Below are 26,355 nucleotides of genomic sequence, written 5' to 3'. Positions count from 1 at the left end.
GACCATGGCAGATCACAAACACGGCGAAATGGATATCAGCGTTCAGGAAAAGACGTTTGACGGGTTCATCAAGATGACCCAGCGCGCGGTTATCCTGATCATTGCTGTCCTGATCTTTATGGCGCTCGTCAACGCCTGATGCAGCGCCGGGCGTTTCTGGCCGGGGTCGCCTGCACAGGGCTGGCGGCCTGCGGCAGTGGAGAGCCCGTCTGGGCCCCTGACGATGTCGTCCGGGCCAAGGCGTTTCGCGGCACAGGCCCGAAATCGCTGACCCTCTACACGATGAAAAGCACCGATTCCGGCAGCGGTGCGCATACCGCGTTGCTGGTGGACGCCAGCCAGCGCGTGATGTTCGACCCTGCAGGCACATTCGGCCACCCCACGATCCCAGAGCGCAACGATGTGCTGTTTGGGTTCAACCCAAGGGTTGAGCAATACTACGCGTCTTATCACGCGCGCGAGACCTTCTATATCATCAGCCAAAGGGTGGTTGTGTCACCGCAGGTCGCAGAACAGGCGTTGCAACTGGTGATGAGCAATGGCCCCGTGGCCAAGGCCAATTGCACACGTGCGACCAGCGCAATTCTGCGCCGATTGCCGGGCTTTGGCGGCTTGCCGCAGACCTGGTTCCCCAACACCTTGTCCGAGGGGTTTGCGCAATTGCCGGGCGTCGAAACCGCCGAGTACCGCGAAAGCGACAGCGACGACAAAGCCCTTGCCGCGCAGCAGATCGACATGCAGATCAGAGCTGCCCAGTCGCAATAAGGCCCGCGTAGAACGCCACCGCCCCTGCCACGATCCCCCAAAGCGCATTCTTGCGCCACCAACTGACCACCAGCACGATGATGATTGCCACAAGGCGCACCGGCTCTGTCTGGCCGCCGGTTGCGTCGGGGAACAGCGCCAGCGGGGCGACCATGCCGGGCAGGACCGCCACCGGGGTAAACCGCAGCAGCTTCAACACCAGCGGCGGCATTGGGCGGTCGCCGATCAGGCCCAGAAATGAGAACCGGATCAGATAAGTACCAAGCGCCATCAGGGCGATGATAAGCCAAATCTCTGCCTGAGAATAATTCATTGGCGCTCCATCCATGTTTCGACCGCCGCACCGACGCCCATCGCACAGAACGCCGCAACGATCAGCCCCATGCCAGACGGCAGCCCCAGCAGCGCCAGCGCCACCGCGCAAGAGGTGAGCGCAGCCGCCACATGGGCCAGGGACTTGAGCATTGGTCCGACCATCGCCATGAACATGATCGGCACAACAAAATCGAGCGCCCATTCCGGCGGGATCGCCTTGCCGATCAAAGCGCCGACCACCGTTGCGATCACCCAGGCCGGCGAGATCAGAGAGGCAACGCCCAGAAAGTACCACGCCTTCAATGACGGCGAGAGGTCGGGGCGTTTTTCATATTCCATCATGCTTTGCATGTAGCTTTGATCGAAGTTGATATAGGCGACCAGCGCCCGCTGCCAAAGTGGTGCTGCCCCAAGGTGCGGCACGAGGGCGGCAGAATACATCGCCATACGCAGATTGACGGCCAGTGCGGCCAGCAGCACCAGTGCGATGGCCGCATTGTCGATCATCATTTGCAGTGCTGCGAACTGCGACGCACCGGCGATCACCAACAGCGAAAAGGCGAAGATCTGCGCCAGTTGCAATCCGGCCTCTGCCGCCGCAACACCAAAGAAGGTGGCAAAGGGCAAAGCCATCAGCAGGAACGGCGCGCCGTCGCGCAGGCCCTTTTTGTAGACGGATTTGACGGTAGCAGCGGTCACGAGATTAGCCTAGCTTGGAAGTGCTGGCACAAGCGTTACCGCGATGGGCACAGAGGTTCAATTTGGCACGTCTTGAAAACGCATCAGATTATGTGATCGCCCCCGCCCCGGGTGCTGATGGGCTGACGCGCGCGGTGCATGGTTTTGACCAGACCGGCGCGCCGGTTGATCTGCATGTGATCGAGGAACGGCCACTGACGATCTACCTCAACCGGCGCGAAATCGTCACTGCGATGACGATTGGGGATTACCCGGAATATCTTGCGCTGGGGTTTCTGCGTAATCAGGGGATGCTGCTGGACAGTGACGAAGTGACGGGCGTCGATTTTGATGCCGAGGTTGAAACAGTTGTCGTGCGCACCGCACGCGAGACGGATCACGAGGAAAAGCTGGCCAAGAAGACCCGCACAAGCGGGTGTGCGGTCGGCACGGTTTTTGGCGACATGATGGCAGGGCTGACGGGTGTCACCCTGCCTGCGACATCTGTGCGGACCTCTGATCTTTATGCGCTGGCGGCCAAGATCAACCGCACACCAAGCCTTTATCTTGAGGCGGGTGCCATCCATGGCACGGTGCTGTGTCAGGGCGCGCAACCGCTGGTCTATATGGAGGACGTGGGCCGCCACAACGCGGTCGACAAGATCGCGGGCTGGATGCACGCCGAAATGGTCAGCGCGGGTGATAAGTTGCTTTACACCACCGGGCGGCTGACGTCCGAGATGGTGATCAAGACCGCACTGATGGGCATCCCGGTGCTGGCCTCGCGATCAGGCTTTACTGCCTGGGGGGTCGAGATCGCGCGACAGGTCGGGCTGACGCTGATTGGCCGGATGAAGGGGCAACGGTTTGTGTGTCTGGCGGGCGAAGACCGGTTGATCCGCGACATCGACCCGGCAGATGTGCCCGACGAACCCCACAAATCCGCGCGAAAGGCGGCGGAATGATCGTCCTTCTTCTGGCCAAAATAATCCCGGGGGTCCGGGGGCTGGCCCCCGGTCGGTTGCCAAGATGAAACAACCCTTGGGTGTCATTCTGGCCGGTGGACAGGCCACGCGGATGGGCGGCGGCGACAAGGGGCTATTGCCACTGGGGCCGCAGCCGATCATCACCCATGTGATCGACCGGCTGGATCCACAGGTGGCGCGGCTAGCGCTGAATGCCAATGGCGATCCCGCGCGGTTTGCGCATCTGGGATTGCCTGTTGTGGCCGATAGCATCGCCGGTTTTGCCGGACCCCTGTCTGGCGTGCTGGCGGGGCTTGATTGGGCCGCGACGCAGGGCGCGGATCACATCGTCACGGCTGCGGCGGACACGCCGTTTTTGCCTGCCGATCTGGTGCCAAGGCTGTTGCTGGCGGGGGGTGACAAAGGGCTGGCGCTGGCGGCCTCGCCCTCGGGGCGGCAGCCGACCTTCGGGTTGTGGCCCGTGGCACTGCGCGATGATCTGCGCGCAGCGCTGGAGGGCGGGCTGCGCAAGGTGGTGCAATGGACCTCAGGGCACGGGGCTGGCACGGCGGAATTCCCCGACGACATCCAGTTCTTCAACGTCAACACGCCTGATGATCTAAGCAAAGCGCAGGCAATGCTATGAACGTCTTTGGCATCGTCGGGTTCAAGAATGCGGGCAAAACCGGGCTGATGGAACGCCTCGTGACAGAGATTGCCGAGCGCGGGTTCAGTGTGTCGACGTTGAAACACGCGCATCACAGCTTTGACGTCGATCAGCCAGGCAAGGACAGTCATCGGCACCGCGTGGCGGGGGCCAATCAGGTGCTCTTGGCCTCTGGTACCCGCTGGGCGCTGATGAGCGAGCTGCGTGACGCAGCTGAACCGACCTTGGCGGATCTGCTGACCCGGCTTGATCCGGTCGATCTGGTGCTGGTCGAGGGCTACAAGCGCGACGCCCACCCCAAGATCGAGGCGTATCGGCACGCGACCGGGCATCCGCTGCTTGCACCCGGTGACCCCACCGTGCGCGGCGTGGCAAGTGACGCCGCTGTCAATGTCCCCTGCCCACGATTTGATCTGGATGATACGGTGGCAATTGCGGATTTCATCCTGCAAGAGGTCGGATTGTGAGCTTTGACACCGTGATCATGGTGGATTGGTCGGCCGCTAACGGCTTTGGTCCGAAACCACGCAGCGATGCAATCTGGGCAAGTATCGCGCGAGATGGGAGCGCAGACGATCCCGTTTATCTGCGCAACAGACAGGTTGCGGAAACATGGATCAAGGATGCCATTCGTACTGAACGGGCGCAGGGACGTCGCATCCTTGTTGGTTTTGATTTGTGCTTTGCCTACCCGAGCGGTTTTGCCACGCAGATTGTCGGCTCTGAGGATGTTTTTGACCTTTGGGATTGGTTCGAGCGCGAAGTCGAAGACACTCCAAAGGCAAACAATCGGTTTGATGTCGCCGCAAAGCTGAACCGTTTCTTTGTGGGTGAAGGCCCGTTCTGGTTCAATGGGCTGAAGCGAGACATCCCTGATCTTCCAAGGAACAAGGACAACTATCAATCTCAGCCGTTCTCGGAGTTTCGGCAGGCCGACAAGGCCGCGTCTGGCGCACAGTCACCCTTCAAGCTTGGCGGGGTTGGTGCTGTTGGCGGACAGGTGATCATGGGGCTGCCGATGCTGTCGCGGTTGCGGCAGACGTTCGGCAAGGACCTGAAGGTTTGGCCGTTTGAGGCGGCGGATACACCTGTTGTACTGGCCGAAACCTATTTCTCACTGCTGGACGATCCGCTGGACGGCCATCCGATCAAGGATGCAGCACAGGTCGCGCTATATGCCGCGCGGTTTTCGGCCCTGTCGGCAGATGATTGGGCAAAAATGCTGGACCGACCCCCAGATCCAGAGGGTTGGGTCTTGGGGCTGGGGCAAGAGGCCCTGTTGGCCAGGCGTTTGACACCGCCGCCTTTGCGCAACGATTGTTTTGCGATGCCGCAGGGGGCCTATTGGACGCCGGTCGATGATGCCATGGCGCATCTGCGCAACCACCTGACACCTGTCGTTGGCACCGAAGACATTGCCGTGACGGACGCGGCTGGCCGCATTCTGGCCGCCCCTGCCAAGGCGCAGCGCAGCCATCCACCTGCGGCAAATGCAGCCGTGGATGGGTATGCTTTTGCCGGACCCGCCGCAGAGGGGCCGCAACACATGCCACTGGTCGCTGGACGGTCGGCGGCAGGCGCGCCCTATGACGGCGTGGTGCCTGCGGGGCAGGCTGTACGCATCCTGACCGGGGCAATCCTGCCCGCAGGTGTGGACAGCATTGTGCTGCAGGAAGACGTCAGCGTCACTGCACACCACATCGCCTTTCACGGGCCGCTGAAGCGCGGGGCCAACGCGCGCAAGGCGGGTGAGGATATGGCGGCGGGCGATCTGGTTTTGCCCATCGGCCGGGTGCTGACGCCTGCCGATCTGGGGACGCTGACAGCGGTGGGCATCGGCACGGTCCGCGCGCATAAGCGGCTGCGGGTCGGGGTGCTGTCAACCGGGGATGAGTTGCTGGCACCGGGCGCGCCCGCCACAGACGCGCAGGTCTACGACGCCAATGGCCCAATGCTGCGCGCGACGCTGGCCCGCTGGGGGTTCGCGGTTGTTGATCTGGGTCGTGCGCCAGATACGCGCGATGGGCTTGCCGCCCTGCTGGATGATGCAGCACAGCGCTGCGATGCGGTGCTGACCTCTGGCGGGGCGTCAGGGGGTGACGAAGACCACGTATCAGCCCTGTTGCAGGACAGCGGGTCCTTTGCGCTGTGGCGCGTCGCGGTCAAGCCGGGCCGCCCGCTGGCCATGGGGCAATGGCGGGGGATGCCGGTGCTGGGCCTGCCGGGGAACCCGGTTGCGGCACAGGTCTGCACGTTGATATTTGCGCGCCCGGCCTTGCATCGACTGGCGGGCGCGGGATGGGTGGAGCCGGTCGCCTTTGACCTGCCTGCAGGCTTTGCCAAATCCAAGAAAGCGGGCCGCCGGGAATACCTGCGCGCGCGAATCACCGAAGGGCGAGTGGAGGTTTTCCCGTCCGAAGGGTCGGGGCGAATTTCGGGGTTGAGCTGGGCCGCCGGGCTGGTTGAGCTGCCTGACGCCGCCTGCACAATCTCGCCTGGCGATCCGGTGCGTTTTCTGCCGTTCTCTGGGTTTGGCCTGTGATCCTGCAAAGCCCGGTTCCAGACGCGGATATCCCAGAGGCCGCAGCACTTTACTGGCAGGCCTTTGCAGCCAAGCTGCATATCGCCCTTGGGCCTGCGGACAAGGGACAGGCCTTTGTCACCCGCGTATTTGACCCGACCCACGGGATCAGCATCCATGCGGACGATGGCACCTTGCTGGGCGTTGCAGGGTTCAAAACTGCCAAAAGCGCGCTTGTTGGCGGTGAATTTGCCGACCTGAAGGCAATCTATGGGTTGTGGGGGGCGACGTGGCGCGCGGCGCTGTTGCACATGTTGGAACGTGACACGGAAAACAGCCGCTTTTTGATGGACGGCGTCTTTGTCGCTGAACGTGCGCGGGGCCAAGGCGTTGGCACGGCACTGCTGCGGGCGATTTGCGCTGAAGGTGCGCGGCGCGGCTATGCCGAGGTACGGCTGGACGTGATTGACAGCAACCCACGGGCGCAGGCGCTTTATGCACGCGAGGGATTTGTGGCGACCAAAACCACCGCCTTGGGCCCACTGCGCCACATCTTCGGTTTCAATGCCAGCACGACGATGGTCAAAACTCTTTAGGCGCGGCACGGCGATCCTGACAGGCCCTGACGCTTGCGAAAACTAAACTGATCGGTTTATATAGAGGCTTTCTTGGGCAGAGGTGCAAATGCCGGACGGTGGCAGCGAAATTAAGCAGGGACGCAAGTTTGATCAGGTGCTTTCAGGCGCGCGTGAGGTGTTCATGCGCGACGGGTTCGAAGGCGCATCCGTGGACGATATCGCCCGCGCGGCAGGCGTGTCCAAGGCCACGCTGTACAGCTATTTCGCCGACAAGCGCCTGTTGTTTATGGAAATTGCCCGGCGCGAGTGCAACCGACAGGCCGAACAGGCGATTGGTGCGATCGACATGGACGCGCCCTTGGCGGAAATTCTGCGCGCGGTGGGCTGGGAGTTTGTAAACATCATCACTTCTGACTTTGGACAACGCATTTTTCGGATCTGCGTGGCTGAGGCTGACCGATTCCCCGAGTTGGGCCGCGCGTTCTATGAAAGCGGGCCCAACATCATGCGCACCCGGATGATCGAGCTGCTGGAATGCGGCGTGGCGCGCGGCGAACTGGCGATCGACGATATGGAACTGGCCGCTGATCAATTCCCGGAGCTGTGCAAGGCCGATCTGTTCCCGCGCATGGTGTTCAAAGGTGTGGACAGCTTCACGGACGCGGAAAAACAGCGCGTGATCGAAGGGGCCGTTGCCACCTTCATGGCGCGGTACGGGGTCTAGTCGAGCCGTTGCACCGTCAGATGGTTGCCATTTGGGTCCTTGGTCACGGTGAAGCGCTTTGTTTCGATCAACAAGCTGCTGAGTTTGGCAGACCCAAAGGTGCGTGGGTCAAAATCCGGGTTGGACCGGGTGATGTATTGGCCGAGTTGTCCCAGCGAATAGCTGACTGCGTCAGCGTCTATGTTGTTCATCGCCTTCAACACCAGAGGAATCACATCCTTGGCTGGTTTCTTGCCTGACATCTTGGCCGAGGCCTTGGGAGCGGATTTGTCGACGTCCTTGCCTGCCTCAATCAGGTTTTCGATCAGAATGAAACGGTTGCAGACGTTGCGCAGGCTGACAGGAGCCTTGCTTTCGCCAATGCCGATCACATCGACCCCGTCTTCGCGCAAACGGTTGGCAAGGGCCGTGAAGTCGCTATCGGAGGAGACCAGCACGAAACCGTCGAACCGGCCCTTGTGCAGGATATCCATCGCATCAATCACAAGGCCGATGTCGCTGGCGTTCTTGCCCACGGTATTTGCAGTTTCCTGATTGGCGACCAGCCCCAGTTCCAGCACAACTTTGCGCCAACCGTTCAGGTTGCTGGACGACCAATCGCCATAGACCCGCCGCAGCGCGGGTTCGCCATATCGGGTGATTTCCTTGAGGATCGCACTTGCGTGTTTGGCAGGAATATTGTCCGCGTCGATCAGCACTGCCAGTAGCATCCGCTCGTTTTGGGCCATGTCATTTATCCTTTCAGCGCCGCGATTGCGGTCAAGATTTGTTTCTCGGCCGGACCGAGCGCGTCGCTTTCATCGTCCATCGCCACACCGTTCAGGGCATAGGCAAAGGCTAGGTCAGCCTCTGCATCGTACCAGACGCCGCCTTTGAAGCCGTATGCGCTGCCGAAGTGGCCGACAAGGGCGCGAGGATAGAAAGCCGGAGTGCGCAGCATTTGGACACCGGGGCCGTAACGGTCAAACAGGTGATGCGGGTCGTCCATCTGCCCCATCTCGGGCGACCAGAGCACGGGCAGTTCTGCGGTCTTGAGCGCGCGGGCCAGCCGCAGCATCCCCCTCAGGGACATGCGCAAGCCCCCCTGAGGCGAGAAAAGCGCGGGGTTGCTGCCCAGCGCGTAGCCGCCCAGATGATGGGGCTGGCCTTCGGAATCCAGAACGCCCGACGCTGCCACATGGCCGTCGATCATTGGGGCAAAGCCATCTGCGCCGCGCCGGTAGGTTGGGATGGCACGAATCCGATGCGCCGAAGAGACGCCCGACCAGTTAAACCCGCCCAGGATCGACAAAGGGGCCAATACATAGGCACGCGCGCGCAGATCAAACCGCGCCTGCCCCAGCTTTTCTACGCAGGCGGCCAGAAGGATGTACCCCAGATTGGAGTAGTCGAACCCGCTGCCGGGGCGCCCGGCATCAAAGATATCCGCATCATGCGACGCGACCCATGTGCGCAAGTCGGTTTTGGCCGAAATTGCATAACCGGCTTTATCCGACAGGCTGCTGGCATGGCTGGCCAGCATCGCAAGCGTGATTGGCTGATCAGGGTGATGGGGGTTGCGCAACGGCCAGCCCAGCACGTCAGAGGCATCTGTGTCCATGCCATGCGGCAGGTCGGCGCGGCGCAGAGTTTCGACAAACGCAAGTCCCGTCACGATCTTGGACACCGAGGCCACGCGCATCAAAGAAGTGTCTTTGCCGGGGATATTGGGGGCGGTCGCGACGTGAAAGCTGTCGTCGCCCCCCTGCGAGACGGCGATCCCGCAGAATGCAAAAGGCCCGGCAAGCGACCGGGCCAATTGATCAAGTTCGGGACGCATTAATAGGTGACAACGGCCCGAATGGATTCGCCTGAATGCATCAGATCAAAGCCTTTGTTGATGTCATCAAGCGGTAGGGTGTGGGTGATCATCGGGTCGATCTCGATCTTGCCGTCCATGTACCAGTCGACGATCTTGGGTACATCCGTGCGGCCCGATGCGCCGCCAAAGGCGGTCCCGCGCCACGACCGTCCGGTGACAAGCTGGAATGGGCGTGTTGAGATTTCGGCACCCGCTGGGGCCACACCGATGATAATCGATTCGCCCCACCCCTTGTGCGCCGCCTCAAGCGCTGTGCGCATGACCTGCACATTGCCTGTGGCGTCAAAGGTGTAGTCAGCGCCGCCGCCGGTCAGTTCGACCAGATGCGCGACCATGTCGCCGGACACATCTGATGGGTTCACGAAATCGGTCATGCCGAATTTCGTCGCCATCTCGACCTTGCCGGGGTTGAGGTCAACACCCACGATCTGATCCGCGCCCGCAAGCCGCAGACCTTGAATGACATTGAGGCCAATGCCGCCAAGACCAAAGACAACTGCGCGGCTGCCAATTTCGACCTTGGCGGTGTTGATGACTGCGCCAATACCCGTGGTCACGCCGCAACCGATGTAGCAAATCTTGTCAAATGGCGCGTCCTTGCGCACCTTGGCAAGTGCGATTTCAGGCAGAACCGTGTGGTTGGCGAAGGTCGAACAGCCCATGTAGTGCAGGATCGGTGTGCCATCGAGCATCGAGAAACGGCTGGTGCCGTCAGGCATCACGCCAGCCCCTTGGGTGGTGCGAATTTTCTGGCAAAGGTTCGTCTTGGGGTTCAGGCAGTAGTCGCATTCACGGCATTCCGGCGTGTAAAGCGGGATTACGTGATCGCCGACTTCAAGGCTGGTCACGCCCTCACCCACCTCGATCACGACGCCAGCACCTTCGTGCCCCAGGATCGCGGGGAACATGCCTTCGGGGTCCGCACCTGAAAGCGTGAATTCATCGGTATGGCAAATTCCGGTGGCTTTTATCTCGACCAGAACCTCGCCTGCTTTGGGGCCATCGAGGTTGACCTCCATCACTTCGAGGGGTTTGCCCGCTTCGAGGGCGACGGCTGCACGGGTACGCATGTCTTGGACCTTTCAAATTGTATTGCACAAAGCGTCTGCGAAATGCGCTGCAATTACAAGTATTCCGATTTGGTTGCTTGCAATGACAGCCCGACGCGCGGCAATGTGCGGACATGAAGTATGCCTTGATGATTGCCTGTGTTGCCCTTGCGGGCTGTGCCACCGCCCCCACCACACCGACACCCGGCGGGCCACCGCCCGGCGGATCATTTCCCACTGGTCTGGACAATACCTGCGACGGCGAGCGTTATGGAACGCTCGTCGGACAAGATGCCACGGTGCTGGAACGTGTCATGATCCTGGGTCAGGTGCGGGTCGTGCGCCCCGGTTCGGTCGTCACACAGGATTACCGGCCAGAGCGGATGAATTTCAACATTGGAAACGACGGACGGATTGCGTCGATTACCTGCGGTTAATTCTGTGTGGAAAAGTCCCCCGGCGCTGCACACTGGGTGGGGGCAATAAACATGCAACGCCGGGGTAGCACTTTTGCTATGGGCCCAATCTGGGCGCCCACTGTGTCCAAGTCGCGGATGACAAGCGGCAGTGCAGAGGTCATTTTGAGGCAAATCAAAGGCGGCGCTTGATTTGGCAGGCGAATGGGGCAAATCTGGGGTTATGAACATGCTGAATGGCCCCGACATGCTGACCCCCGCGCAGGGGCAGGTGTCTTTTCACCGCACAGAGCTGGCCCCTATTCTGACGCTCTACGGACGTATGGTGGCGGCAGGCGAATGGCGCGATTACGGGATATCGTCATTGCGCGATCTGGCGGTCTTTTCGGTGTTTCGGCGCACCGCAGAACATCCGCTTTATCGGATCGAAAAGCGCCCCAAACTGCGGTTGCGGCAGGGGCAATATGCGGTTGTGGGCATGGACGGGCAAATCCTGAAGCGCGGCAATGACCTGCGCGTGGTATTGCGCGTGTTGGAACGCAAGCTGATCCGGGCGGTCGATTGATCTGGGGCGCAATTTTTTTGAAAAAATTGGGGGCCAGCCCCCGTCAGCAAGCTGACTCCCCCGGCATATTTTCATTCAAAAGAAAGAGGCACGCGCTTATGGGCCAGCAGGGGGCCATCGCCCTGTGCGGCAATCCGGGTTGTTGCTGCCTGAATGGGTTCATAGGCCACGGCCATGTGGTGAGCATTGGCGTGGATCATCACGTCAGGGTCGACCATCATGCCCACGTGGCCTTTCCAGAAAAGCAAATCACCTCGCTTGTATGGGCCGGATGCATCTGCGCCCAAACTTTCACGCTGCAGATCGCTGTCGCCCGGGCAGCTTTGACCGCAGGCCAGAAGGGCCGCCTGAATCAGGCCAGAGCAGTCAATGCCACGGGTTGAATTGCCGCCCCAGAGGTAGGGCACCTGGAAGTGCAGCTGCGCGATGGTCACCGGATCGGCAAAGGGTCGATCCAGCGGGCGCAGGTGTTTCTTGGGAACAAAGCCAAGTGGCGTTTCAAAGAATGTGCGGCGTTCATCCGTCACAGTAACTTGCGCGCCAAAGGGCAGTGCTGTGGCCTCTGGCGATTTGAAGTCCTCAGCCACATAGGCGTGTGTCGCAAAGCTGGCGACGCGGTGGGTGGGTACTGGATCATCGGCGAGCGGATCAATCCCGGCGTCAACATAGCCGCAGTAGCCATCGGCCTGCGCCTGGACAAAGTGCCAGCCTGCGTGGGTTTCGAAAACGGTAACACCGGCGCCCAGCAGCAATTGCCTGTCGCGCGGACCATCGGGTGTGTGGCAAAGATCGACAACGGCCTGACTGACGCGCCCGGCCCGCCCGACGGCCCCGGGCCCCACACGGTCATTGACCGGTGTCAGCCGCCGGTCGGTCAAAGGTTCAACATCTGCGGCAGCGCATCCAGAATTGCGCGCGCGCCCATCCCCACGCCGCCTTTGGGACGGGCGGGTTTGGCACTGGGACACCAACCGTAGATGTCAAAATGCATGTAGGGGCTTTCAACAAAGCGGCGCAGGAAAAGGGCCGCGGTAATACTGCCCGCCATGCCACCCGCAGGCGCATTGTCCAGATCCGCGATACCCGGTTCGATCACCGCCTCGTAGGGCGCGTGAAACGGCATCCGCCAGACCGGGTCAGCGACCCGGGCCGCACTGGCGGTCAACGCCGCGGCGTGGGTGTCGTTGTCAGTATAAAAGGGTGCCAGGTCGGGGCCAACAGCCACGCGAGCCGCACCGGTCAACGTCGCCATCGAGATCACGAGGTCTGGGTCATCCTCGTCCGCCAACGTGAGAGCATCGGCCAGCACCAGACGCCCTTCTGCATCGGTATTGTTAATCTCGACGGTCAGACCCTTGCGGCTGGTCAGGATGTCTTGCGGGCGAAAGGCGTTGCCGTCGATGCTGTTCTCCACCGCCGGGATCAGCAGACGCAGGCGGAGCGGCAAGTTCAGCGCCATGATCATCTGCGCAAGTCCCAGCGTTGTCGCGGCCCCGCCCATGTCCTTTTTCATCAGGCCCATCGACCCGCCCGGTTTGATATTCAGCCCGCCCGTGTCAAAGCAGACCCCTTTGCCCACTAGCGTCAATTGCGGCCCTGCCTTGCCCCAGCGCAGGTCCAAAAGCCGCGGTTGCCGGGTCGAAGCGCGGCCTACCGTGTGGATCATCGGAAAGTTTGACGTGATCAGATCGTCACCGGTGATCACGTTAATGTCTGCGTCAAACTGGCGGGCAAGGGCGCGTGTCTCTTCTTCCAGCTCGAGCGGACCCATGTCAGAGGCCGGCGTGTTGATCAGATCGCGGGTCAGAGCCTCGCCGGCTGCAATGGCGGCAACCCGGTCCGCGTCGATGCCAGCGGGCGCCACCAGGCGCGCCGCATCGCGTTTGGGTTTGCGGTAGCGGTCAAAGTCGTAGGATTCCAAGAGCCAGCCCAGTGCTGCCTCTTCCAGTTCAATCTGATCCAGATCGGTAGCGATGGCATAGGTGCCGGCAGGCAGTTTGCGCGCGGCAGGTGCTGTCAGGAAACGCCCGCGCGCGCGGCTGGATGCCCCGCCCCGCCCGACGAGAGCCATCGCAATGGTGCCGTCAGCACCTGGCACCGTCAGGACAGTACCAGCGGCCCCTTTGAACCCATTTTGTTCAGCCCAGTCGCGGGCGTTGTGAGGGATCGTCGCAAGGTCATCGGCATTAATAATATGAAGCGGGGTCGCATCACCGTCAGCGGAAGCAAATGTCAGTGTCATCGGGGGCCTTTGGTCAATCAATTTGACCTTACCCTAGTCCCGCGGCCTCAAACAACAAGGCCACGCAGGTTATGACACGTGGTCAACATCCCAGATCTGGCAGATGGCAGCATCAAAGCCCCGTTCTAACCGCCGGATCGTCGCTTCAAGCGCGATCGGGTCGGATTGACCGGCGGCTGTCGCCACATGATCTGCCGCTTGCGACACCTCTGTCAGGCCGATCTGGCGGGCCACGGCCCCGATACGCATGGCAGGGCGCACCAGCTCCTTGAATTGGCAGGCGCGGCGTTGGTCCTGCAACCCATTCATCCGGCGCGCAATATCTTCGAGTACCCGGCAGATCGTATCTTCGGCCACCTCTGCCCCCATCTCTGCGTAGATGGTGCTAAGGGGGGCCGGATCGATCCGAGGCGGTGACCCGCATTCCAGCACGGTAACCTGTGATGGCGTCACGGGAGTGGACGGGGGTAATGGCATGACATGTTTCATGCCGGTGGTCTACGCGACCGATGGTTCCCAGAAGGTTAGGACCGAGGGCAGAAATCTCTCGAAATTCGTGCAAATGCGACCTATTGAGCGATGCAAAGACCAAAAGGAACACCATGAAACACGCTCGTCCTTTGCCCGCATACCTTGTCACCCGCTATCAAGGTTGGAAAGCCACCACATTTGCCGAAAATGCGACATGGTTTCACAAACTGGCCAGCGAAGGGCAGCACCCGCGCGCGATGATCATTTCGTGCTGCGACAGCCGTGTGCACGTCACGTCGCTGTTCGGTGCGGATCAGGGGGAATTCTTTATTCACCGCAATATCGCAAACCTGGTGCCGGTCTATGGTCCCGATGGGGGCAATCACGGCACCTCGGCGGCGGTGGAATACGCGGTTACTGCGCTGAAGGTGCCGCACTTGGTTGTCATGGGGCACTCAAGTTGCGGTGGGGTGAAGGGGTGTTACGACATGTGCAGCGGGCAAGCGCCCGAACTGGAAGAGGACAGCAGCTTTGTCGGGCGGTGGATGGATATTCTGCGCCCGGGCTATGAACGCCTGCCAGAAGGTGATGAGGCAACGCGCCGCGCGGCCCTGGAAAAAGAGGCGGTGCTTGTGTCGCTGGAAAACCTGATGACCTTCCCCTTTGTCAAAGCTGCCGTCGAAGAAGGCGCTCTGTCGTTGCATGGTGTCTGGAATGATATCGGGTGTGGCGCGCTAGAGGTTTACGATTCCGACAGTGGCACGTTCAACGCGCTGTGACAGGAATGACGTCGATCTTTCGCGGGCTGTCTGCTTTTCCAATCACCCCAACCGACCCCGCCGGTCGGGTGGATGTCGCCGCATTGACGGCGCTGGTGAAACGGTTGCGGGTTTCCGGAGTGTCATCGGTTGGGTTGTTAGGCAGCACAGGTGGTTACGCCTACCTAACGCAGTCAGAGCGGCAGCGCGCTGTCGTCGCTGCCCGCGACGCCATAACGGATGATCGCGCGTTGATCATCAGCGTGGGCGCATTGCGCACCGATGATGCCATTGCCCTTGCACAGGACGCTGCAGAGGCCGGGGCTGATGGGCTGTTGCTGGCACCGATGTCTTATACGCCACTAACAGGAGATGAGGTTTTTGCCCATTTCGCAGCGGTCAGTGCGGCCACATCGCTGCCTCTGTGCATCTACAACAACCCTGGCACCACACATTTCAATTTTGACGCAGCCCTGCTAGAGCGGGTCGCGGCACTGCCGACGGTCGCTGCGGTCAAGATGCCATTACCTGCGAAAAGCGATGCCGCCGCAGAGATGGCTGACTTGCGGCCCCGTCTGCCCCCTGACTTTGTCATTGGGTATAGCGGTGATTGGGGCTGTGGCGTGACCTTGCAGCAGGGTGCGGATGCCTGGTTCAGCGTGTTGGGAGGGATCTTGCCAGCGGAGGCTGTGACCTTGTTGAACGCCGCGCGAGATAGCGATGGAACCGAGTTTGCGCAAGCGCAAGCGCGGCTTGCGCCGCTGTGGGAGATGTTTCAGGCATTTGGCAGCATTCGTGTGGTCTATGCGATTGTGCAGGCTCTTGGACTGACCAGCGCGCTGCCTCCCTTGCCTATCAAGTCTTTGGATGATGCTGCGAAGACGCGCGTTGCGGCGATTTTGTCGGCATTGGGTGCGGATAATTGAACGTTTGTTCATTTATTTCCCCAAATTCCCTTGCAGCCGCCAGTGGTGACGCTAAGTAAGCGCCAAGCAGAGGGGCAATCATGACCGAAATCTTTGATCTTGCGGCCAGTAACCTTGTGTCACCGATCATCCTGAGCTTTGCGCTGGGGTTGGTTGCTGCATTGGCCCGATCCGACCTGACAATCCCGGAAGCCGTGGCAAAGGGGATGTCGATCTATCTTTTGTTCGCAATCGGCTTCAAAGGCGGGGCGGCTGTGGCCGCAAATGGTATAGATTCGACCCTGTTGATGGCGGTGGCCGCGGGGCTGGTGCTGTCGTTTGGTCTGCCGTTCATCGCTTTTGCGTTGCTCAAAATCATGACCGGCATGGACCGTGTGGATGCCGCAGCCGTAGCCGCACATTACGGGTCGATCAGCATTGTGACCTTCGTCGCAGCCACATCCGTGCTGGAAGGCAGCATGATCAGTTCCGAAGGCTATATGGTCGCCGTCGCCGCCGCGATGGAAGCGCCTGCAATCCTGTCGGCCCTGTGGCTGGTGGCGCGTGGTGGTACGGGAACCAAGATGGACGGTGATCTGATGCGCGAGATCCTGTTGAACGGTTCTATCGTTTTGCTTGTGGGTGCCTTCATCATTGGTGCGGTCACCGGACAAAAAGGGCTGGATGAAATCGCGCCCTTTATCGTGACCCCATTCAAGGGTGTGCTGTGCCTGTTCCTGCTGGATATGGGCCTGATCGCGGGGCGTGGTTTGCGCAACGTGCGGGGCACGCTGGGCATTGGCGCCATCGGCTTTGCCATTCTGATGCCGCTGATCAGCAGTGTCGCAGGGCTGATGCTGGGGATGTTGATCGGGCTTTCACTGGGCGGTGTTGTGCTGATGATGGTGCTCAGCGCCTCGGCCAGCTATATCGCGGTGCCTGCTGCGATGCGTGTGGCCCTGCCGCAGGCGAACCCGTCAATCTACCTGACCTTGTCGCTGGGCGTGACCTTCCCGTTTAACCTGACCCTTGGCATCCCGCTATATCTGGCGGTGGCCCAAATGATGAGTGGAGGCTGATATGGAAATGCATGACGCAAAGCGCGTATCCATCGTGATCGAGGCACCGTTAGAGAGCCGGCTGAGTGACGCCCTGCTTGAGGCCGGGGTGACCGGGTTTACCATCATGCCAGTCCTTGGCGGGTCTGGCCGGTCCGGACGGTGGAGCCGCGAAGGCCAGTTGGGCCGGTCGGGCATGGTCAATTTCATCTGCCTGATCCGCCCCGAACGGCTTGATGGCCTGCTGGAGGCCGCCTTTGCCGTGGTCGAACCGCAGATCGGTGTGGTCAGCGTGACCGACGCCAAAGTGCTGCGGGCCGAGCGGTTCTAAGACAAAGAGGAAAGCGCGAGCAGCAACAGAAAAGGCCCGCCGCAAACGCGACGGGCCTTTGGTATTCTTCGGACCTCAGAGGGTGTGTTCAGGCTTTCTTGCGGCGACGCTTTGCCGCTGCCAGACCACCCAGACCCGCAATCAGCATCCAGCCTGCAGCGGGCAGAGGGACATCTGTCAAGTTGCCGCCATTGGGCACCAGGTTCACGTTCACATCGCCCTGTTTGTTGTTGAACGCACTGGTGAAGTCATACTGCGCGTTCGAACACACATCACATATTGTGTAGAACCAGTTCGACATACCGAAATTGCCATTCTTGTCGTTCGCACCCGTGCCGATCTGAGCCGCCATGATGCCGTTTGAAGGCTTGCGAGTCACATCAAGCTTGATGCCGCCAAGTTTGTCACCAAACCCGGTCAGTGTCCCACCGGTCATGTTCAAGAAGAAAATGTCCGGGTTCAACGTCCCGCCCCAGACACCGTTGGTGCCGGGGACCGCGGAACCACCGGTCATGCCGCCTCCGCCATTCTTGAACGCGCCAAGGCCGGTTGTGTCGCCATCATAGTTGAAGGACACCTGAAAGCCATTCGTGCTGTCATTGGCCGAAGTCACCGTGCCAAGAAGTTGGCCCCAGCTTGTCATATCGGTGTTGAACAGACCGCTTGGATCGAAGTGGAAGTGCTTTCCCAGTGGAGCGCCCAAGCCGCTGAACCAAAGCGAGTGACCGCCCGGTGCATAGGACGTCGCATCATACGAAACGTTTCCGGCTGAAGCGGTAGATGCGGCGATTGCCAACGCCACAGCAGATGCAATTGTCTTGAGATTTTTCATAACATTATCCTCGTAAACACAAAACTTAACCGTTCTTTTACCTTAAATCGGCCGAAAACGGAACACTTTTGTGCCGCATTCAAATTGGCCACAAAAAAGGGGCATGCCGCAGCACGCCCCTTTTTGAAATCAATGGCTTAGGTTGGGTCAGCCCTTTTTCAGGCACTCGCGTCCCAGCACTTCTGCGATTTGCACGGCGTTCAGGGCCGCACCCTTGCGCAGGTTGTCCGAGACGCACCACAGGTTCAGGCCATTTTCGATAGTGCTGTCCTGACGGATGCGGCTGATAAAGGTGGCATAGTCGCCAACGCATTCGACCGGTGTGACGTAACCGCCGTCTTCGCGCTTGTCGATAACCATGATGCCGGGTGCCGTGCGTAGGATGTCGCGGGCTTCATCTTCGTCAAGGAACTCTTCGAATTCGATGTTTACGGATTCAGAGTGGCCGACCATCACAGGCACGCGTACGCAGGTGGCAGTCACCTTGATTGCCTTGTCGACGATCTTTTTGGTCTCGGCCACCATCTTCCATTCTTCCTTGGTCGAGCCATCGTCCAGGAAGACGTCGATATGCGGGATCACGTTAAAGGCGATCTGCTTGGTGAATGTCTCTGGGTCTTTTTCCTGACCGGGGACATACATGCCCTTGGTCTGGTCCCACAGCTCGTCCATGCCCGCTTTGCCGGATCCCGACACAGATTGATAGGTGCTGACCACTACGCGCTTGATCGTGGCGCGGTCGTGCAGGGGCTTGAGTGCCACAACCATCTGCGCGGTCGAGCAGTTGGGATTGGCGATGATGTTCTTCTTGGCATAGCCGTGAATCGCGTCGGCGTTCACCTCTGGCACGATCAGCGGCACGTCGGGGTCATAGCGATAAAGCGAAGAGTTATCGATGACCACGCAGCCCGCCTTGGCCGCAACCGGCGCGTATTTCTTTGTGGCTTCCGAGCCCACGGCAAACAGCGCCATGTCCCAGCCGGTAAAGTCAAAGGTATCAAGGTCTTTGGTTTTCAGGGTTTTGTCGCCAAATGTCACCTCGGTCCCCAGCGAACGGCGGCTGGCGAGCACGGCAATTTCATCCACCGGGAACGAACGTTCCGCGAGGATATTCAGCATTTCGTGGCCCACGTTGCCCGTGGCGCCGACGACGACGACTTTATAACCCATTTTGATACTCCTTGGTGAGTCCGCGCCTCTTACAATGCAGGTGCGGCATTGGGAAGGGCAGCGGGCCGTAATCCTTGTGATATGCGGCTTTGCGGTTGGTGATGGGTGCGCGGGTGCGGGTGGCCTTACGTTGTGGCGGCCATTCTGCCACAGTGTGGGGATGACAGTGACGATCCCCGAGGTCCGCGACGCGGCCCCCCGCAAGTTGTGCACCGATTGTGGCGTGTCGCGCATGGCAGACCCAAGCGCCTGCGGCACAGCCTGCCAATTCATCAAACCCGACTACCCCGCGCTGGAAAAGCAGGTGCATGGCCGCGCGGCGGCAGATGGGGTCGAGGCGTTTTTCGGCGTCAATTTGGTGATGCACCGTGCCGCGATGCGCAGACCAGCCGAAGGGGCACAGTGGACCGGGATCACCACCGCGTTGGCCGCTGATCTGCTGACGCGGGGCAAGGTGGACGCTGTGCTGTGCATGGTGCCTGACACAGCTGACCGCTGGGCACCGCGTCCGGCAATCATCACGCAGGCCAGCGACATGGCACAGGCACGCGGGATGCGCATGGGTTATGCCCCGCTGCTGGCCCTACTGGAACCGGCGGTGGCAGCGGGCCATCGGCGCATCGCATTGATCGGCATCCCCTGTCAGGTCTATGCCCTGCGCGCGCTTGAGGCCAAGCTGGGACTGGACCGGCTTTACGTGATTGGCACGCCCTGTTCGGACAACACCACGACCGAGAATTTCCACGGCTTTCTTGCGCGGTTGACCGACACACCCGATGACGTGACCTATCTGGAGTTTCGCGCGGATTACCGTGTGGAACTGCGGTTCAAGGACGGACGCAAACGGTTCATTCCATTTTTGAAGCTGCCCCTGTCGGACCTGCCACGCGATTTCTTTCCGCTGACCTGCCGCACCTGTGTCGATTACACCAACCGGCTGGCTGACATCACGGTGGGCTATATGGCGGGCGAAGGGGATCAATGGCTGATCGTGCGCAATGCGCGCGGGGCCGAGATGTTGGACGGTCTGGGGGATCAGTTGCATCTGTCCGCGCCGGGCAGCGCAGGCAATCGCACCAATGCCGTGAAAGGATTTATCGAAAACACCCGGCTGGCGGCGGGCGGTCTGCCGCTGCGGCGGATGCCGAACTGGTTGCGCCCGCTTATGGCGTGGTTGCAGCCTCGGATCGGGCCGCGCGGCACCGAATTCGCCAAGGCCCGGCTTGAGATGAAGGCCGCTGAAACCGTCCTGCATCTGCGGCGCGAAGAGCCGGCCAAGATCAAGAATATGGTTCCTGCCCATGTCTGGGCGTTAACCAAGCGCTATGGGTTGGCACCGACACCGGACGAGACAAACGACGGCTGATCGTCTCTCAACGCGCGACAATGGGCGCCAAAGGGGCTATTGTAGGAATAATTTCGGTTAATGCGAAAACGCAGCCGTTGACAACACCTTGTGCCAACCCGCTATCTTTTGACGACCGGTGGGGCTGAGAAGGTTATTTTTGACGATGGAATTTTTTGCAGTACCCCTTTTGATTATGGCAGCAATCGGGCTGCTGTTTGTAGACGATGGCAGCGCACAGGATGGCGATGACGCGGGCGGTGATGATCCAGCGCCTGATCCGCAGGAACGGCAGGGACCGCTGAAGATGCAGGCCTTTGGTGTCGGCAGCGATAACGTCATCGGCACTGACGGGCGCGACCAGCTGGAACTGGGTGATGGTGACGACATCGCAGACGGCGGCGCTGCCGACGACCGGTTGTTCGGCGAAGAGGGCAATGACCAGATCTGGGGTGGCACCGGTGATGACCGCATTTTCCTAGGCGAAGGCAACGACTTTAACTATTCGGTCGAGAACCCCCAAGCTGAACAGGTTGCGGGCAACGATTTTATTCGTGGTGGCGATGGCGAGGATTGGATCGTCGATTTTCTAGGGTCCAACACGATCTATGGCGATCTGGGCGCGGACATCGTTGACGGCGTGGATGGCAATGGCGAAGCGGAAAGCCCCGATGCGCTGTATGGCGGGTTCGGCAAGGACATTATCGCCGGTGACAACGGTGACCTGATGTCTGGCGGTGCCGACATGGACGCCTTTTTTGTGGTTTTGAATGCGGGCCCCGTCGAGCCTGCCGTGATCACTGATTATGAAAAGGGCGAAGGTCTGTTTGTGACCGTCCCGCTGGCGTTTCAGAATCAGGACGCCGAACTGGTGCAAAGTGGTGGCGGTCTTGATCTGTTACTGGGGGGCGAGGTGATCCTGCGGGTCGAAGGCGTCAGCGACCCCGACGATGTAGACCTGTTCTTCAGCGCGATGGATGTCGCGGATCAGACCATAACGCCGGGCCAGCTGGTGCTTGGCACGCAAGGCGATGACCAGGTGAGCACCGGCAATGGTGATGATGCTGTTTTTGCCGGGCGTGGCGACGACGATATCAGTACCGGCAACGGCGAGGATTACATTTCTTTGCGAACATCCTTTCCTTTTGCGCCAGAGGGTGCGTTGGGCTGGGGTGACAACACGGTCAATGCGGGCAGCGGCGATGACCGCGTGCTGGGCGGTCTGGGCGATGATCATGTGCAGGGTGGCAAAGGGAACGACCTGATCGAAGGCGGCGGCGGTGCCGATGTACTGGCGGGCGGCGACGGCAATGACTTTATCGATGCCTTTGACGTCGACAACCCGGCGGCAGACCGGCTGTTTGGCGGTCAGGGCGACGACCGGATGTTCGTCAACGACGGTGATGTAGTGACGGGCGGGTCAGGGCGCGACGTGATCGACATCGAGGAATTCCAACCCGGCGATGCGGCCGTGCGCGTGACCGACTTCAACCCTGCGCAAGACACGTTGCGGGTCGCTGTTGACGGCGGCGACACGGCTATCACCGCAGAGGCATCCGGCCAAGACACCCGCATCTTTGTCGGCAACCGAGAGGTTGCCATTCTTGAAGGATTGCGCCCCAGCCAGATTCCGGCCCGGGCGATACAAGTCAGCCGCTACGCTTAAACTGCGGCTTTGCGGCTTTCGTCCAGATAGATCTCGCGCAGGCGCGCCGCAACCGGTCCGGGTGTGCCGTTGCCAATTTCTGCGCCGTCGATTTCGACGACGGGCATCACAAAGGTGCTGGCCGAGGTAATGAATGCCTCGTCCGCCTCTTGCGCCTCTGCGATGGTGAAGGGCCGTTCTTCGACCTTCATCTGCGCCTCTTGTGCGAACCGCAGCACCGCGGCACGGGTAATGCCGTGCAGGATGTCGTGCGACAATTGCCGGGTTATGATGGTATTGCCTTTGACGATATAAGCGTTGTTAGAGGTGCCTTCGGTCACGGCGCCGTCCTCGACCATCCAGGCATCATCACAGCCTGCCGCCTTGGCCATCATCTTGCCCATCGACGGGTAAAGCAGTTGCACGGTCTTGATGTCGCGGCGGCCCCAGCGTTGATCGGCGATGCTGATCACTTTCATGCCTTTTTGCGCCGCAGGGCTGTTGGCCAGCCCCGGCTTGTTCTGGGTGAACAGCACGATGGTTGGTTCTGTGTCTTCAGGCGGGTAGGCAAAGTCGCGGTCACCCGGCGCGCCGCGGGTGATCTGGAGGTAGACCATGCCTTCGTCAATCTCATTCACGCGCACCAATTCGCGGTGCACCTCCAGCAGGTCGTCCTTGTTGATCGGGCTGCGCATGTCCAACTCATCCAGCGACCGCTGCAGGCGCACGGCATGACCGTCAAAGTCAATCAGCTTGCCGCCCAGCACGCTTGTGACCTCATAAACGCCATCGGCCATCAGAAAACCGCGATCAAAGATCGACACTTTGGCTTCGGTTTCGGGCAGGTAGTCGCCGTTCAGGTATACAGTGCGCATGGTCATCCCCATAGTGCGGCGGACGGGGCGTGCACCCCGGCGGCGTCAAAGATCAAAGGTTCCGCGCGGTCTTCGGCCAACAAGAGCGGGCCGTCAAGGTCTGTAAAGGCCGCGCCTTGCGCAAGGATGGTCGCGGGCGCCATCGCAAGCGATGATCCCACCATGCAGCCGACCATCACGGCGTAACCTGCGGCGAGCGCCTCGGCCTTGAGCGCGAGCGCCTCTGTCAGGCCGCCAGCCTTGTCCAGCTTGATATTGATCATGTCGTACTTGCCACGTAGCGCCGGCAGGCTGGCGCGGTCATGGCATGCCTCGTCCGCGCAAACCGGCAATGGGCGCGCAATCTCGCCCAACATGTCGTCGGCATCGGCTGGTAAGGGCTGTTCAACCATCTTGACACCAAGGCCAATCAGATGTGGCGCCAATTCGGCATAGATATCGGCGGTCCAGCCTTCGTTGGCATCAATGATGATCGGTGTGTCGGGCGCGCCGCGCCGTACGGCTTCCAGACGGGGCATGTCGTCTGGCGTGCCAAGCTTGATCTTGAGCAGGGGCCGATGTGCGTTCTGAGCCGCCTGCCGCTGCATCGCCTCGGCGGAAGCCAGCGACAAGGTATAGGCCGTGATTTCAGGCAGCGGTGTGGGCAAATCCAGCAAGTCCCAGACACGCTTGCCTGCCATCTTGGCCGCGTGATCCCACAGCGCACAGTCCAGTGCATTGCGCGCAGCACCAGCGGGCAGCTCGTCTTGCAAGTCGCACCACCGACCCGAAAAACCGTTGATCTGCTCCGTCACACTGTCCAGCGTTTCGCCATAACGCGCATAAGGCACACATTCGCCCTGCCCTAGATGCCCGTTGTGCTGCGCCGTCACGGTCAGCACTTCGGCCTGTGTGCGCGACCCTCGGCTGATCGTGAAAACCTGCGCCAGCTGGAACACATCGCGGGTCACATCAATTTTCATGCCCGGCCTTTCTTTTGAACTCAAATATGCCCGCCGGAGGCACGATTATTCGTCGAATAATCGCCACCCCGCTCAAGACGCGCGCAAACGTCCCTAGATCGCGTCCAGCGCATCCACCAGACGTGCCGCACCTTGACGATAAGGATCAACGGCTGGCAATCCCATACGATCTTCCACCTCTTTGAGGTAGCCCTCAAACGTCGCGTCATCCAGATGTTGCGTATTCACGGAAATGCCCGCAACAACGCAATCCGGGTTGGCAATCTTTGCAATCGGCAAGGCCGTGTCGCGCAAAGCCTCAAGCGACGGCAACCCATAGCCTGGCAGACCGCGCATATGCGTCCGCGTCGGTTCATGTGCCAGGATCAGCGCGTCGGGTTGACCGCCGTGGATAAGCGCCATCGTCACCCCGGAATAACTCACATGGAACAGACTGCCCTGCCCTTCGATGTGGTCCCAGTGATCGGCGTCATTGTCGGGCGTCAAATACTCGACTGCGCCAGCCATAAAGTCCGCAATCACGGCATCCAATGGGACGCCGCCACCCGTGATCAGAATGCCGGTCTGCCCGGTCGGGCGGAACGTCGATTTCATCCCGCGTTTCTTCATCTCGGCGTCCATGGCCAGCCCGGTATACATCTTGCCCACCGAACAATCGGTGCCGACGGCCAGACAACGCTTGCCCGTGCGCTTGATGCCATTGGCAATTGGGTATGCGACGGATGGGATGCGCACGTCAAAAAGGCTCATCCCGTTGACACGCGCGGCAGCGACCAGCGCATCTTCATCCCGCAACAGGTTGTGCAGGCCGCTGGCGATGTCAAAACCCATGTTGAGCGCCTGAACCAGCACCTCTTTCCAGGCGGCAGAGATCATGCCGCCACGGTTGGCGACACCAATCACCAACGTCTTGGCGCCCGCGTTCTTGGCCTCTTCCAATGTCAGATCAGTTAGACCCACATCAGCCCCGCAGCCGGGCATCCGGAATTGGCCGACGGCGGCCTCGGGGTTCCAGTCCTTGATCCCCTGCGCCACCTTTGCGGCCAGCTGGTCAGGCGCGTCGCCCAAGAAAAGAAGATAAGGTTTCTGGATCATGTCGCGGTCTCCGGCAAAGAATCAGGTGTCGCGCCATATTCCATCGCCATGCCGCGAATGTCCTCGCGTTTCATTCGGACTATCCCGCATCTGACGCACGAAACGTGCATCACTTCGGCGATTTCCGGGAGATTCCACGCGCTTCCCATCTGGAAACGAAAAGACCCGGGCGCGTGGTGCGCCCGGGTCTGGGAGTTGGCTAAGGGGAGGAGCTTAGCCTTTTGTGAACTCCGGATAGGCTTCCATGCCCAGCTCTGCGTTATCGAGGCCGGAGATTTCAGCCTCTTCGCTGACGCGGATGCCCATCGTCGCCTTGAGGATGAACCAGACCACGGCACTGGTGACCACCACAAAGACACCCACGATGATGATCGGCAGAAGCTGACCCATAAAGGTCGCATCAGGGTTCGTCAGCAGAACGGCCATCGTGCCCCAGATACCCGCAAAGAGGTGAACCGGGATCGCACCAACCACGTCGTCGATCTTGAGCTTGTCAAGGAACGGCACGGCGAAGACCACGATCACACCACCCACGGCACCGATCAGCGTAGCAGCGCCAAGCGACGGTGTCAGCGGTTCGGCGGTGATCGACACCAGACCGGCAAGCGCGCCGTTCAGGATCATCGTCAGGTCGGGCTTCTTGTAGAGGATCTGCGTCAGGATCAGTGCGGCAATCGCACCACCGGCTGCAGCAGCATTGGTGTTCGAGAAGATGCGGCTGATGTCAGCCACGTCGCCCACCGACCCCATAGCAAGCTGAGAGCCGCCGTTGAAGCCGAACCAGCCCATCCACAGGATGAATGTACCCAATGTCGCCATTTGCAAGTTGGAACCCATGATCGGGATCGTGCGGCCGTCCTTGTACTTGCCGATACGCGGCCCAAGGATGATGGCACCCACCAGAGCGGCCCAGCCACCCACAGAGTGGACAACAGTCGACCCAGCGAAATCAAGGAAGCCGTACTGGCTGTCAAGGAAACCGCCGCCCCACTTCCAGGAGGCCTGGATCGGGTAGATGATGCCGGTCAGAACGATCGTGAAGATCAGGAACGGCCACAGCTTGATCCGTTCGGCCAGCGCACCTGACACGATAGATGCGGTCGCCGCGCAGAACATCAACTGAAAGAAGAAGTCCGACCCGGTCGAGGCATAGCTGTAATCATCAGCGCCCTCGGCAGTCACGCCAACGGCCTCTAGAACACCGGGGCCCCAAAGTGCCGACAGATACCCGCCAGTTTCGTCCGACCCGATCATCCAGTCGCCCAACGGGTACATCAGGTTGTAACCGATCAGGTAGTAGAATATCGCGGCCAGCGAAAAGAGGCCCATGTTCTTGGTCATCTGCATGGTCACGTTCTTGGAGCGGACCAAACCCCCTTCGAGCATGGCAAAGCCTGCTGCCATCCAGAAGACCAGGAAGCCACCGATCAGGAACAGCAGCGAGTTGAGAATAAAGACCGAGTCGGTCGGCACAGCCACTGTCGCATCCTGCGCCGCGGCCAGCGTCGGTAGCAGCGCAAGCGTGGCCCCGAACATGATTGATTTTGTAAGTTTCATCGTTT

General features: G+C 60.4%; 30 protein-coding genes. 16 read left to right on the top strand and 14 right to left on the bottom strand.

Annotated elements, in window-relative coordinates; translation table 11 throughout:
* Positions 1-4: 4 nt before the first annotated feature.
* Positions 5-139 (top strand): aa3-type cytochrome c oxidase subunit IV, encoded by a 135-nt coding sequence (locus tag AB3Y40_RS17795; RefSeq protein ID WP_369440216.1) that lies wholly within the window; start codon positions 5-7, stop codon positions 137-139.
* Positions 139-765, top strand: coding sequence for a hypothetical protein (locus tag AB3Y40_RS17790; RefSeq protein ID WP_369440215.1), 627 nt, complete (start codon positions 139-141; stop codon positions 763-765). Before AB3Y40_RS17795 ends, AB3Y40_RS17790 begins: the two co-directional genes overlap by 1 nt.
* On the opposite strand, the gene AB3Y40_RS17785 is transcribed toward AB3Y40_RS17790, so the two are convergent.
* Together AB3Y40_RS17785 and AB3Y40_RS17780 are read right to left on the bottom strand one after the other, a co-directional pair.
* Complete coding sequence (locus AB3Y40_RS17785; protein WP_369440214.1) at positions 743-1,078, bottom strand: AzlD domain-containing protein; 336 nt, start codon at positions 1,076-1,078, stop codon at positions 743-745. The genes AB3Y40_RS17790 and AB3Y40_RS17785 overlap by 23 nt on opposite strands.
* Positions 1,075-1,779: an AzlC family ABC transporter permease gene (locus tag AB3Y40_RS17780; RefSeq protein WP_369440213.1), complete on the bottom strand. Its 705-nt coding sequence runs from the start codon at positions 1,777-1,779 to the stop codon at positions 1,075-1,077. The genes AB3Y40_RS17785 and AB3Y40_RS17780 overlap by 4 nt, the downstream gene beginning before the upstream one ends.
* A gap of 62 nt (positions 1,780-1,841) precedes the next feature.
* Here AB3Y40_RS17780 and AB3Y40_RS17775 point away from each other — a divergent pair, with 62 nt between their 5' ends.
* The 6 genes from AB3Y40_RS17775 (at position 1,842) to AB3Y40_RS17750 (ending at position 7,213) form a co-directional block, all read left to right on the top strand.
* Positions 1,842-2,723: a formate dehydrogenase accessory sulfurtransferase FdhD gene (locus tag AB3Y40_RS17775; RefSeq protein ID WP_369440212.1), complete on the top strand. Its 882-nt coding sequence runs from the start codon at positions 1,842-1,844 to the stop codon at positions 2,721-2,723.
* Between the two features lie 64 nt (positions 2,724-2,787).
* Positions 2,788-3,369, top strand: coding sequence for a molybdenum cofactor guanylyltransferase MobA (gene mobA, locus AB3Y40_RS17770; protein ID WP_369440211.1), 582 nt, complete (start codon positions 2,788-2,790; stop codon positions 3,367-3,369).
* The gene (mobB, locus tag AB3Y40_RS17765; RefSeq protein ID WP_369440210.1) at positions 3,366-3,857 is read left to right on the top strand and encodes a molybdopterin-guanine dinucleotide biosynthesis protein B; all 492 of its coding nucleotides are present in this window, start codon (positions 3,366-3,368) and stop codon (positions 3,855-3,857) included. The genes mobA and mobB overlap by 4 nt, the downstream gene beginning before the upstream one ends.
* 17 nt (positions 3,858-3,874) lie before the next feature.
* A complete protein-coding gene (locus AB3Y40_RS17760) occupies positions 3,875-5,932 on the top strand; it encodes a molybdopterin-binding protein (RefSeq protein WP_459554006.1) in 2,058 nt (685 codons plus the stop codon).
* A complete protein-coding gene (locus AB3Y40_RS17755) occupies positions 5,929-6,507 on the top strand; it encodes a GNAT family N-acetyltransferase (RefSeq protein ID WP_369440208.1) in 579 nt (192 codons plus the stop codon). The genes AB3Y40_RS17760 and AB3Y40_RS17755 overlap by 4 nt, the downstream gene beginning before the upstream one ends.
* An 88-nt stretch (positions 6,508-6,595) precedes the next feature.
* Complete coding sequence (locus AB3Y40_RS17750; RefSeq protein ID WP_369440207.1) at positions 6,596-7,213, top strand: TetR/AcrR family transcriptional regulator; 618 nt, start codon at positions 6,596-6,598, stop codon at positions 7,211-7,213.
* Here the strand turns inward: AB3Y40_RS17750 and AB3Y40_RS17745 are convergent.
* The 3 genes from AB3Y40_RS17745 to AB3Y40_RS17735 are packed head-to-tail and all read right to left on the bottom strand — an operon-like array spanning position 7,210 to position 10,144.
* Positions 7,210-7,941 (bottom strand): NYN domain-containing protein, encoded by a 732-nt coding sequence (locus AB3Y40_RS17745; protein WP_369440206.1) that lies wholly within the window; start codon positions 7,939-7,941, stop codon positions 7,210-7,212. The genes AB3Y40_RS17750 and AB3Y40_RS17745 overlap by 4 nt on opposite strands.
* Positions 7,942-7,946: 5 nt before the next feature.
* A complete protein-coding gene (locus AB3Y40_RS17740) occupies positions 7,947-9,032 on the bottom strand; it encodes a serine hydrolase domain-containing protein (protein ID WP_369440205.1) in 1,086 nt (361 codons plus the stop codon).
* Positions 9,032-10,144 (bottom strand): S-(hydroxymethyl)glutathione dehydrogenase/class III alcohol dehydrogenase, encoded by a 1,113-nt coding sequence (locus AB3Y40_RS17735; protein WP_369440204.1) that lies wholly within the window; start codon positions 10,142-10,144, stop codon positions 9,032-9,034. The genes AB3Y40_RS17740 and AB3Y40_RS17735 overlap by 1 nt, the downstream gene beginning before the upstream one ends.
* 113 nt (positions 10,145-10,257) lie before the next feature.
* On the opposite strand from AB3Y40_RS17735, the gene AB3Y40_RS17730 reads away from it, so the two are divergent.
* Positions 10,258-10,560, top strand: a complete 303-nt coding sequence (locus AB3Y40_RS17730; protein WP_369440203.1) for an I78 family peptidase inhibitor — start codon at positions 10,258-10,260, stop codon at positions 10,558-10,560.
* A 202-nt stretch (positions 10,561-10,762) separates the two neighbouring features.
* Positions 10,763-11,104, top strand: coding sequence for a DUF2794 domain-containing protein (locus AB3Y40_RS17725; protein ID WP_369440202.1), 342 nt, complete (start codon positions 10,763-10,765; stop codon positions 11,102-11,104).
* A gap of 71 nt (positions 11,105-11,175) precedes the next feature.
* On the opposite strand, the gene AB3Y40_RS17720 is transcribed toward AB3Y40_RS17725, so the two are convergent.
* The 3 genes from AB3Y40_RS17720 to AB3Y40_RS17710 all read right to left on the bottom strand — a co-directional run bounded on the left by AB3Y40_RS17720 (position 11,176) and on the right by AB3Y40_RS17710 (position 13,823).
* Positions 11,176-11,982, bottom strand: a complete 807-nt coding sequence (locus AB3Y40_RS17720; protein WP_369440201.1) for a C40 family peptidase — start codon at positions 11,980-11,982, stop codon at positions 11,176-11,178.
* Positions 11,979-13,346: a leucyl aminopeptidase family protein gene (locus tag AB3Y40_RS17715; protein ID WP_369440200.1), complete on the bottom strand. Its 1,368-nt coding sequence runs from the start codon at positions 13,344-13,346 to the stop codon at positions 11,979-11,981. The genes AB3Y40_RS17720 and AB3Y40_RS17715 overlap by 4 nt, the downstream gene beginning before the upstream one ends.
* A 69-nt stretch (positions 13,347-13,415) precedes the next feature.
* Positions 13,416-13,823 (bottom strand): hypothetical protein, encoded by a 408-nt coding sequence (locus AB3Y40_RS17710; protein WP_369440199.1) that lies wholly within the window; start codon positions 13,821-13,823, stop codon positions 13,416-13,418.
* 125 nt (positions 13,824-13,948) lie between these two features.
* On the opposite strand from AB3Y40_RS17710, the gene AB3Y40_RS17705 reads away from it, so the two are divergent.
* The 4 genes from AB3Y40_RS17705 to AB3Y40_RS17690 all read left to right on the top strand — a co-directional run bounded on the left by AB3Y40_RS17705 (position 13,949) and on the right by AB3Y40_RS17690 (position 16,869).
* Positions 13,949-14,596, top strand: coding sequence for a carbonic anhydrase (locus AB3Y40_RS17705; protein WP_369440198.1), 648 nt, complete (start codon positions 13,949-13,951; stop codon positions 14,594-14,596).
* Positions 14,597-14,601: 5 nt separating this feature from the next.
* Positions 14,602-15,501, top strand: a complete 900-nt coding sequence (locus AB3Y40_RS17700) for a dihydrodipicolinate synthase family protein (protein ID WP_369440197.1) — start codon at positions 14,602-14,604, stop codon at positions 15,499-15,501.
* 80 nt (positions 15,502-15,581) lie between these two features.
* On the top strand, positions 15,582-16,559 hold the full coding sequence (locus tag AB3Y40_RS17695; RefSeq protein ID WP_369440196.1) for a sodium-dependent bicarbonate transport family permease: 978 nt from the start codon (positions 15,582-15,584) through the stop codon (positions 16,557-16,559).
* 1 nt (position 16,560) lies between these two features.
* Positions 16,561-16,869: a P-II family nitrogen regulator gene (locus tag AB3Y40_RS17690; RefSeq protein ID WP_369440195.1), complete on the top strand. Its 309-nt coding sequence runs from the start codon at positions 16,561-16,563 to the stop codon at positions 16,867-16,869.
* A gap of 88 nt (positions 16,870-16,957) precedes the next feature.
* Here AB3Y40_RS17690 and AB3Y40_RS17685 read toward each other — a convergent pair whose 3' ends face one another.
* The gene (locus tag AB3Y40_RS17685) at positions 16,958-17,701 is read right to left on the bottom strand and encodes a VPLPA-CTERM sorting domain-containing protein (RefSeq protein ID WP_369440194.1); all 744 of its coding nucleotides are present in this window, start codon (positions 17,699-17,701) and stop codon (positions 16,958-16,960) included.
* 147 nt (positions 17,702-17,848) lie between these two features.
* Positions 17,849-18,871, bottom strand: a complete 1,023-nt coding sequence (locus AB3Y40_RS17680) for an aspartate-semialdehyde dehydrogenase (protein ID WP_369440193.1) — start codon at positions 18,869-18,871, stop codon at positions 17,849-17,851.
* A gap of 160 nt (positions 18,872-19,031) precedes the next feature.
* Between AB3Y40_RS17680 and AB3Y40_RS17675 the strand changes: the two genes are divergently transcribed.
* Positions 19,032-20,237, top strand: coding sequence for a Coenzyme F420 hydrogenase/dehydrogenase, beta subunit C-terminal domain (locus AB3Y40_RS17675; RefSeq protein WP_369440192.1), 1,206 nt, complete (start codon positions 19,032-19,034; stop codon positions 20,235-20,237).
* 175 nt (positions 20,238-20,412) lie between these two features.
* A complete protein-coding gene (locus AB3Y40_RS17670; protein WP_369440191.1) occupies positions 20,413-21,882 on the top strand; it encodes a calcium-binding protein in 1,470 nt (489 codons plus the stop codon).
* On the opposite strand, the gene AB3Y40_RS17665 is transcribed toward AB3Y40_RS17670, so the two are convergent.
* From AB3Y40_RS17665 to AB3Y40_RS17650, 4 genes are all read right to left on the bottom strand, one after another.
* Positions 21,879-22,736 carry a D-amino-acid transaminase gene (locus AB3Y40_RS17665; protein WP_459554003.1) on the bottom strand — a complete coding sequence of 286 codons (858 nt, stop codon included), beginning with the start codon at positions 22,734-22,736 and terminating at the stop codon, positions 21,879-21,881. The genes AB3Y40_RS17670 and AB3Y40_RS17665 overlap by 4 nt on opposite strands.
* Positions 22,737-22,738: 2 nt before the next feature.
* Positions 22,739-23,698 (bottom strand): N-acetyl-D-Glu racemase DgcA, encoded by a 960-nt coding sequence (gene dgcA, locus AB3Y40_RS17660; RefSeq protein WP_369440189.1) that lies wholly within the window; start codon positions 23,696-23,698, stop codon positions 22,739-22,741.
* 93 nt (positions 23,699-23,791) lie between these two features.
* A complete protein-coding gene (dgcN, locus tag AB3Y40_RS17655) occupies positions 23,792-24,793 on the bottom strand; it encodes an N-acetyltransferase DgcN (RefSeq protein ID WP_369440188.1) in 1,002 nt (333 codons plus the stop codon).
* A gap of 213 nt (positions 24,794-25,006) precedes the next feature.
* Positions 25,007-26,350 carry an ammonium transporter family protein gene (locus tag AB3Y40_RS17650; RefSeq protein ID WP_369440187.1) on the bottom strand — a complete coding sequence of 448 codons (1,344 nt, stop codon included), beginning with the start codon at positions 26,348-26,350 and terminating at the stop codon, positions 25,007-25,009.
* Between the last annotated feature and the right edge of the window lie 5 nt (positions 26,351-26,355).

Origin of the sequence: Yoonia sp. R2331, from assembly GCF_041103235.1 — a bacterium.
In the GTDB taxonomy this organism is placed as follows: domain Bacteria; phylum Pseudomonadota; class Alphaproteobacteria; order Rhodobacterales; family Rhodobacteraceae; genus CANMYO01.
Note: the sequence above shows the minus strand (reverse complement) of the source record. Positions and strands in the feature narration are given on the sequence as shown.

What these genes read in the sequence shown, in the direction of transcription:
- mobB (WP_369440210.1), top strand. Translation starts at nt 3,366, where the DNA reads ATGAACGTCTTTGGCATCGTCGGGTTCAAGAATGCGGGCAAAACCGGG.
- AB3Y40_RS17700 (WP_369440197.1), top strand. Translation starts at nt 14,602, where the DNA reads ATGACGTCGATCTTTCGCGGGCTGTCTGCTTTTCCAATCACCCCAACC.
- AB3Y40_RS17665 (WP_459554003.1), bottom strand. Translation starts at nt 22,736, where the DNA reads ATGCGCACTGTATACCTGAACGGCGACTACCTGCCCGAAACCGAAGCC.
- AB3Y40_RS17690 (WP_369440195.1), top strand. Translation starts at nt 16,561, where the DNA reads ATGGAAATGCATGACGCAAAGCGCGTATCCATCGTGATCGAGGCACCG.
- AB3Y40_RS17715 (WP_369440200.1), bottom strand. Translation starts at nt 13,346, where the DNA reads ATGACACTGACATTTGCTTCCGCTGACGGTGATGCGACCCCGCTTCAT.
- AB3Y40_RS17785 (WP_369440214.1), bottom strand. Translation starts at nt 1,078, where the DNA reads ATGAATTATTCTCAGGCAGAGATTTGGCTTATCATCGCCCTGATGGCG.
- AB3Y40_RS17705 (WP_369440198.1), top strand. Translation starts at nt 13,949, where the DNA reads ATGAAACACGCTCGTCCTTTGCCCGCATACCTTGTCACCCGCTATCAA.
- AB3Y40_RS17650 (WP_369440187.1), bottom strand. Translation starts at nt 26,350, where the DNA reads ATGAAACTTACAAAATCAATCATGTTCGGGGCCACGCTTGCGCTGCTA.
- AB3Y40_RS17680 (WP_369440193.1), bottom strand. Translation starts at nt 18,871, where the DNA reads ATGGGTTATAAAGTCGTCGTCGTCGGCGCCACGGGCAACGTGGGCCAC.
- AB3Y40_RS17670 (WP_369440191.1), top strand. Translation starts at nt 20,413, where the DNA reads ATGGCAGCAATCGGGCTGCTGTTTGTAGACGATGGCAGCGCACAGGAT.
- AB3Y40_RS17790 (WP_369440215.1), top strand. Translation starts at nt 139, where the DNA reads ATGCAGCGCCGGGCGTTTCTGGCCGGGGTCGCCTGCACAGGGCTGGCG.
- AB3Y40_RS17750 (WP_369440207.1), top strand. Translation starts at nt 6,596, where the DNA reads ATGCCGGACGGTGGCAGCGAAATTAAGCAGGGACGCAAGTTTGATCAG.
- dgcN (WP_369440188.1), bottom strand. Translation starts at nt 24,793, where the DNA reads ATGATCCAGAAACCTTATCTTCTTTTCTTGGGCGACGCGCCTGACCAG.
- AB3Y40_RS17675 (WP_369440192.1), top strand. Translation starts at nt 19,032, where the DNA reads ATGACAGTGACGATCCCCGAGGTCCGCGACGCGGCCCCCCGCAAGTTG.
- AB3Y40_RS17745 (WP_369440206.1), bottom strand. Translation starts at nt 7,941, where the DNA reads ATGGCCCAAAACGAGCGGATGCTACTGGCAGTGCTGATCGACGCGGAC.
- AB3Y40_RS17760 (WP_459554006.1), top strand. Translation starts at nt 3,875, where the DNA reads ATGGTGGATTGGTCGGCCGCTAACGGCTTTGGTCCGAAACCACGCAGC.
- AB3Y40_RS17710 (WP_369440199.1), bottom strand. Translation starts at nt 13,823, where the DNA reads ATGCCATTACCCCCGTCCACTCCCGTGACGCCATCACAGGTTACCGTG.
- AB3Y40_RS17795 (WP_369440216.1), top strand. Translation starts at nt 5, where the DNA reads ATGGCAGATCACAAACACGGCGAAATGGATATCAGCGTTCAGGAAAAG.
- AB3Y40_RS17740 (WP_369440205.1), bottom strand. Translation starts at nt 9,032, where the DNA reads ATGCGTCCCGAACTTGATCAATTGGCCCGGTCGCTTGCCGGGCCTTTT.
- AB3Y40_RS17730 (WP_369440203.1), top strand. Translation starts at nt 10,258, where the DNA reads ATGAAGTATGCCTTGATGATTGCCTGTGTTGCCCTTGCGGGCTGTGCC.
- AB3Y40_RS17695 (WP_369440196.1), top strand. Translation starts at nt 15,582, where the DNA reads ATGACCGAAATCTTTGATCTTGCGGCCAGTAACCTTGTGTCACCGATC.
- AB3Y40_RS17685 (WP_369440194.1), bottom strand. Translation starts at nt 17,701, where the DNA reads ATGAAAAATCTCAAGACAATTGCATCTGCTGTGGCGTTGGCAATCGCC.
- AB3Y40_RS17735 (WP_369440204.1), bottom strand. Translation starts at nt 10,144, where the DNA reads ATGCGTACCCGTGCAGCCGTCGCCCTCGAAGCGGGCAAACCCCTCGAA.
- dgcA (WP_369440189.1), bottom strand. Translation starts at nt 23,698, where the DNA reads ATGAAAATTGATGTGACCCGCGATGTGTTCCAGCTGGCGCAGGTTTTC.
- mobA (WP_369440211.1), top strand. Translation starts at nt 2,788, where the DNA reads ATGAAACAACCCTTGGGTGTCATTCTGGCCGGTGGACAGGCCACGCGG.
- AB3Y40_RS17725 (WP_369440202.1), top strand. Translation starts at nt 10,763, where the DNA reads ATGAACATGCTGAATGGCCCCGACATGCTGACCCCCGCGCAGGGGCAG.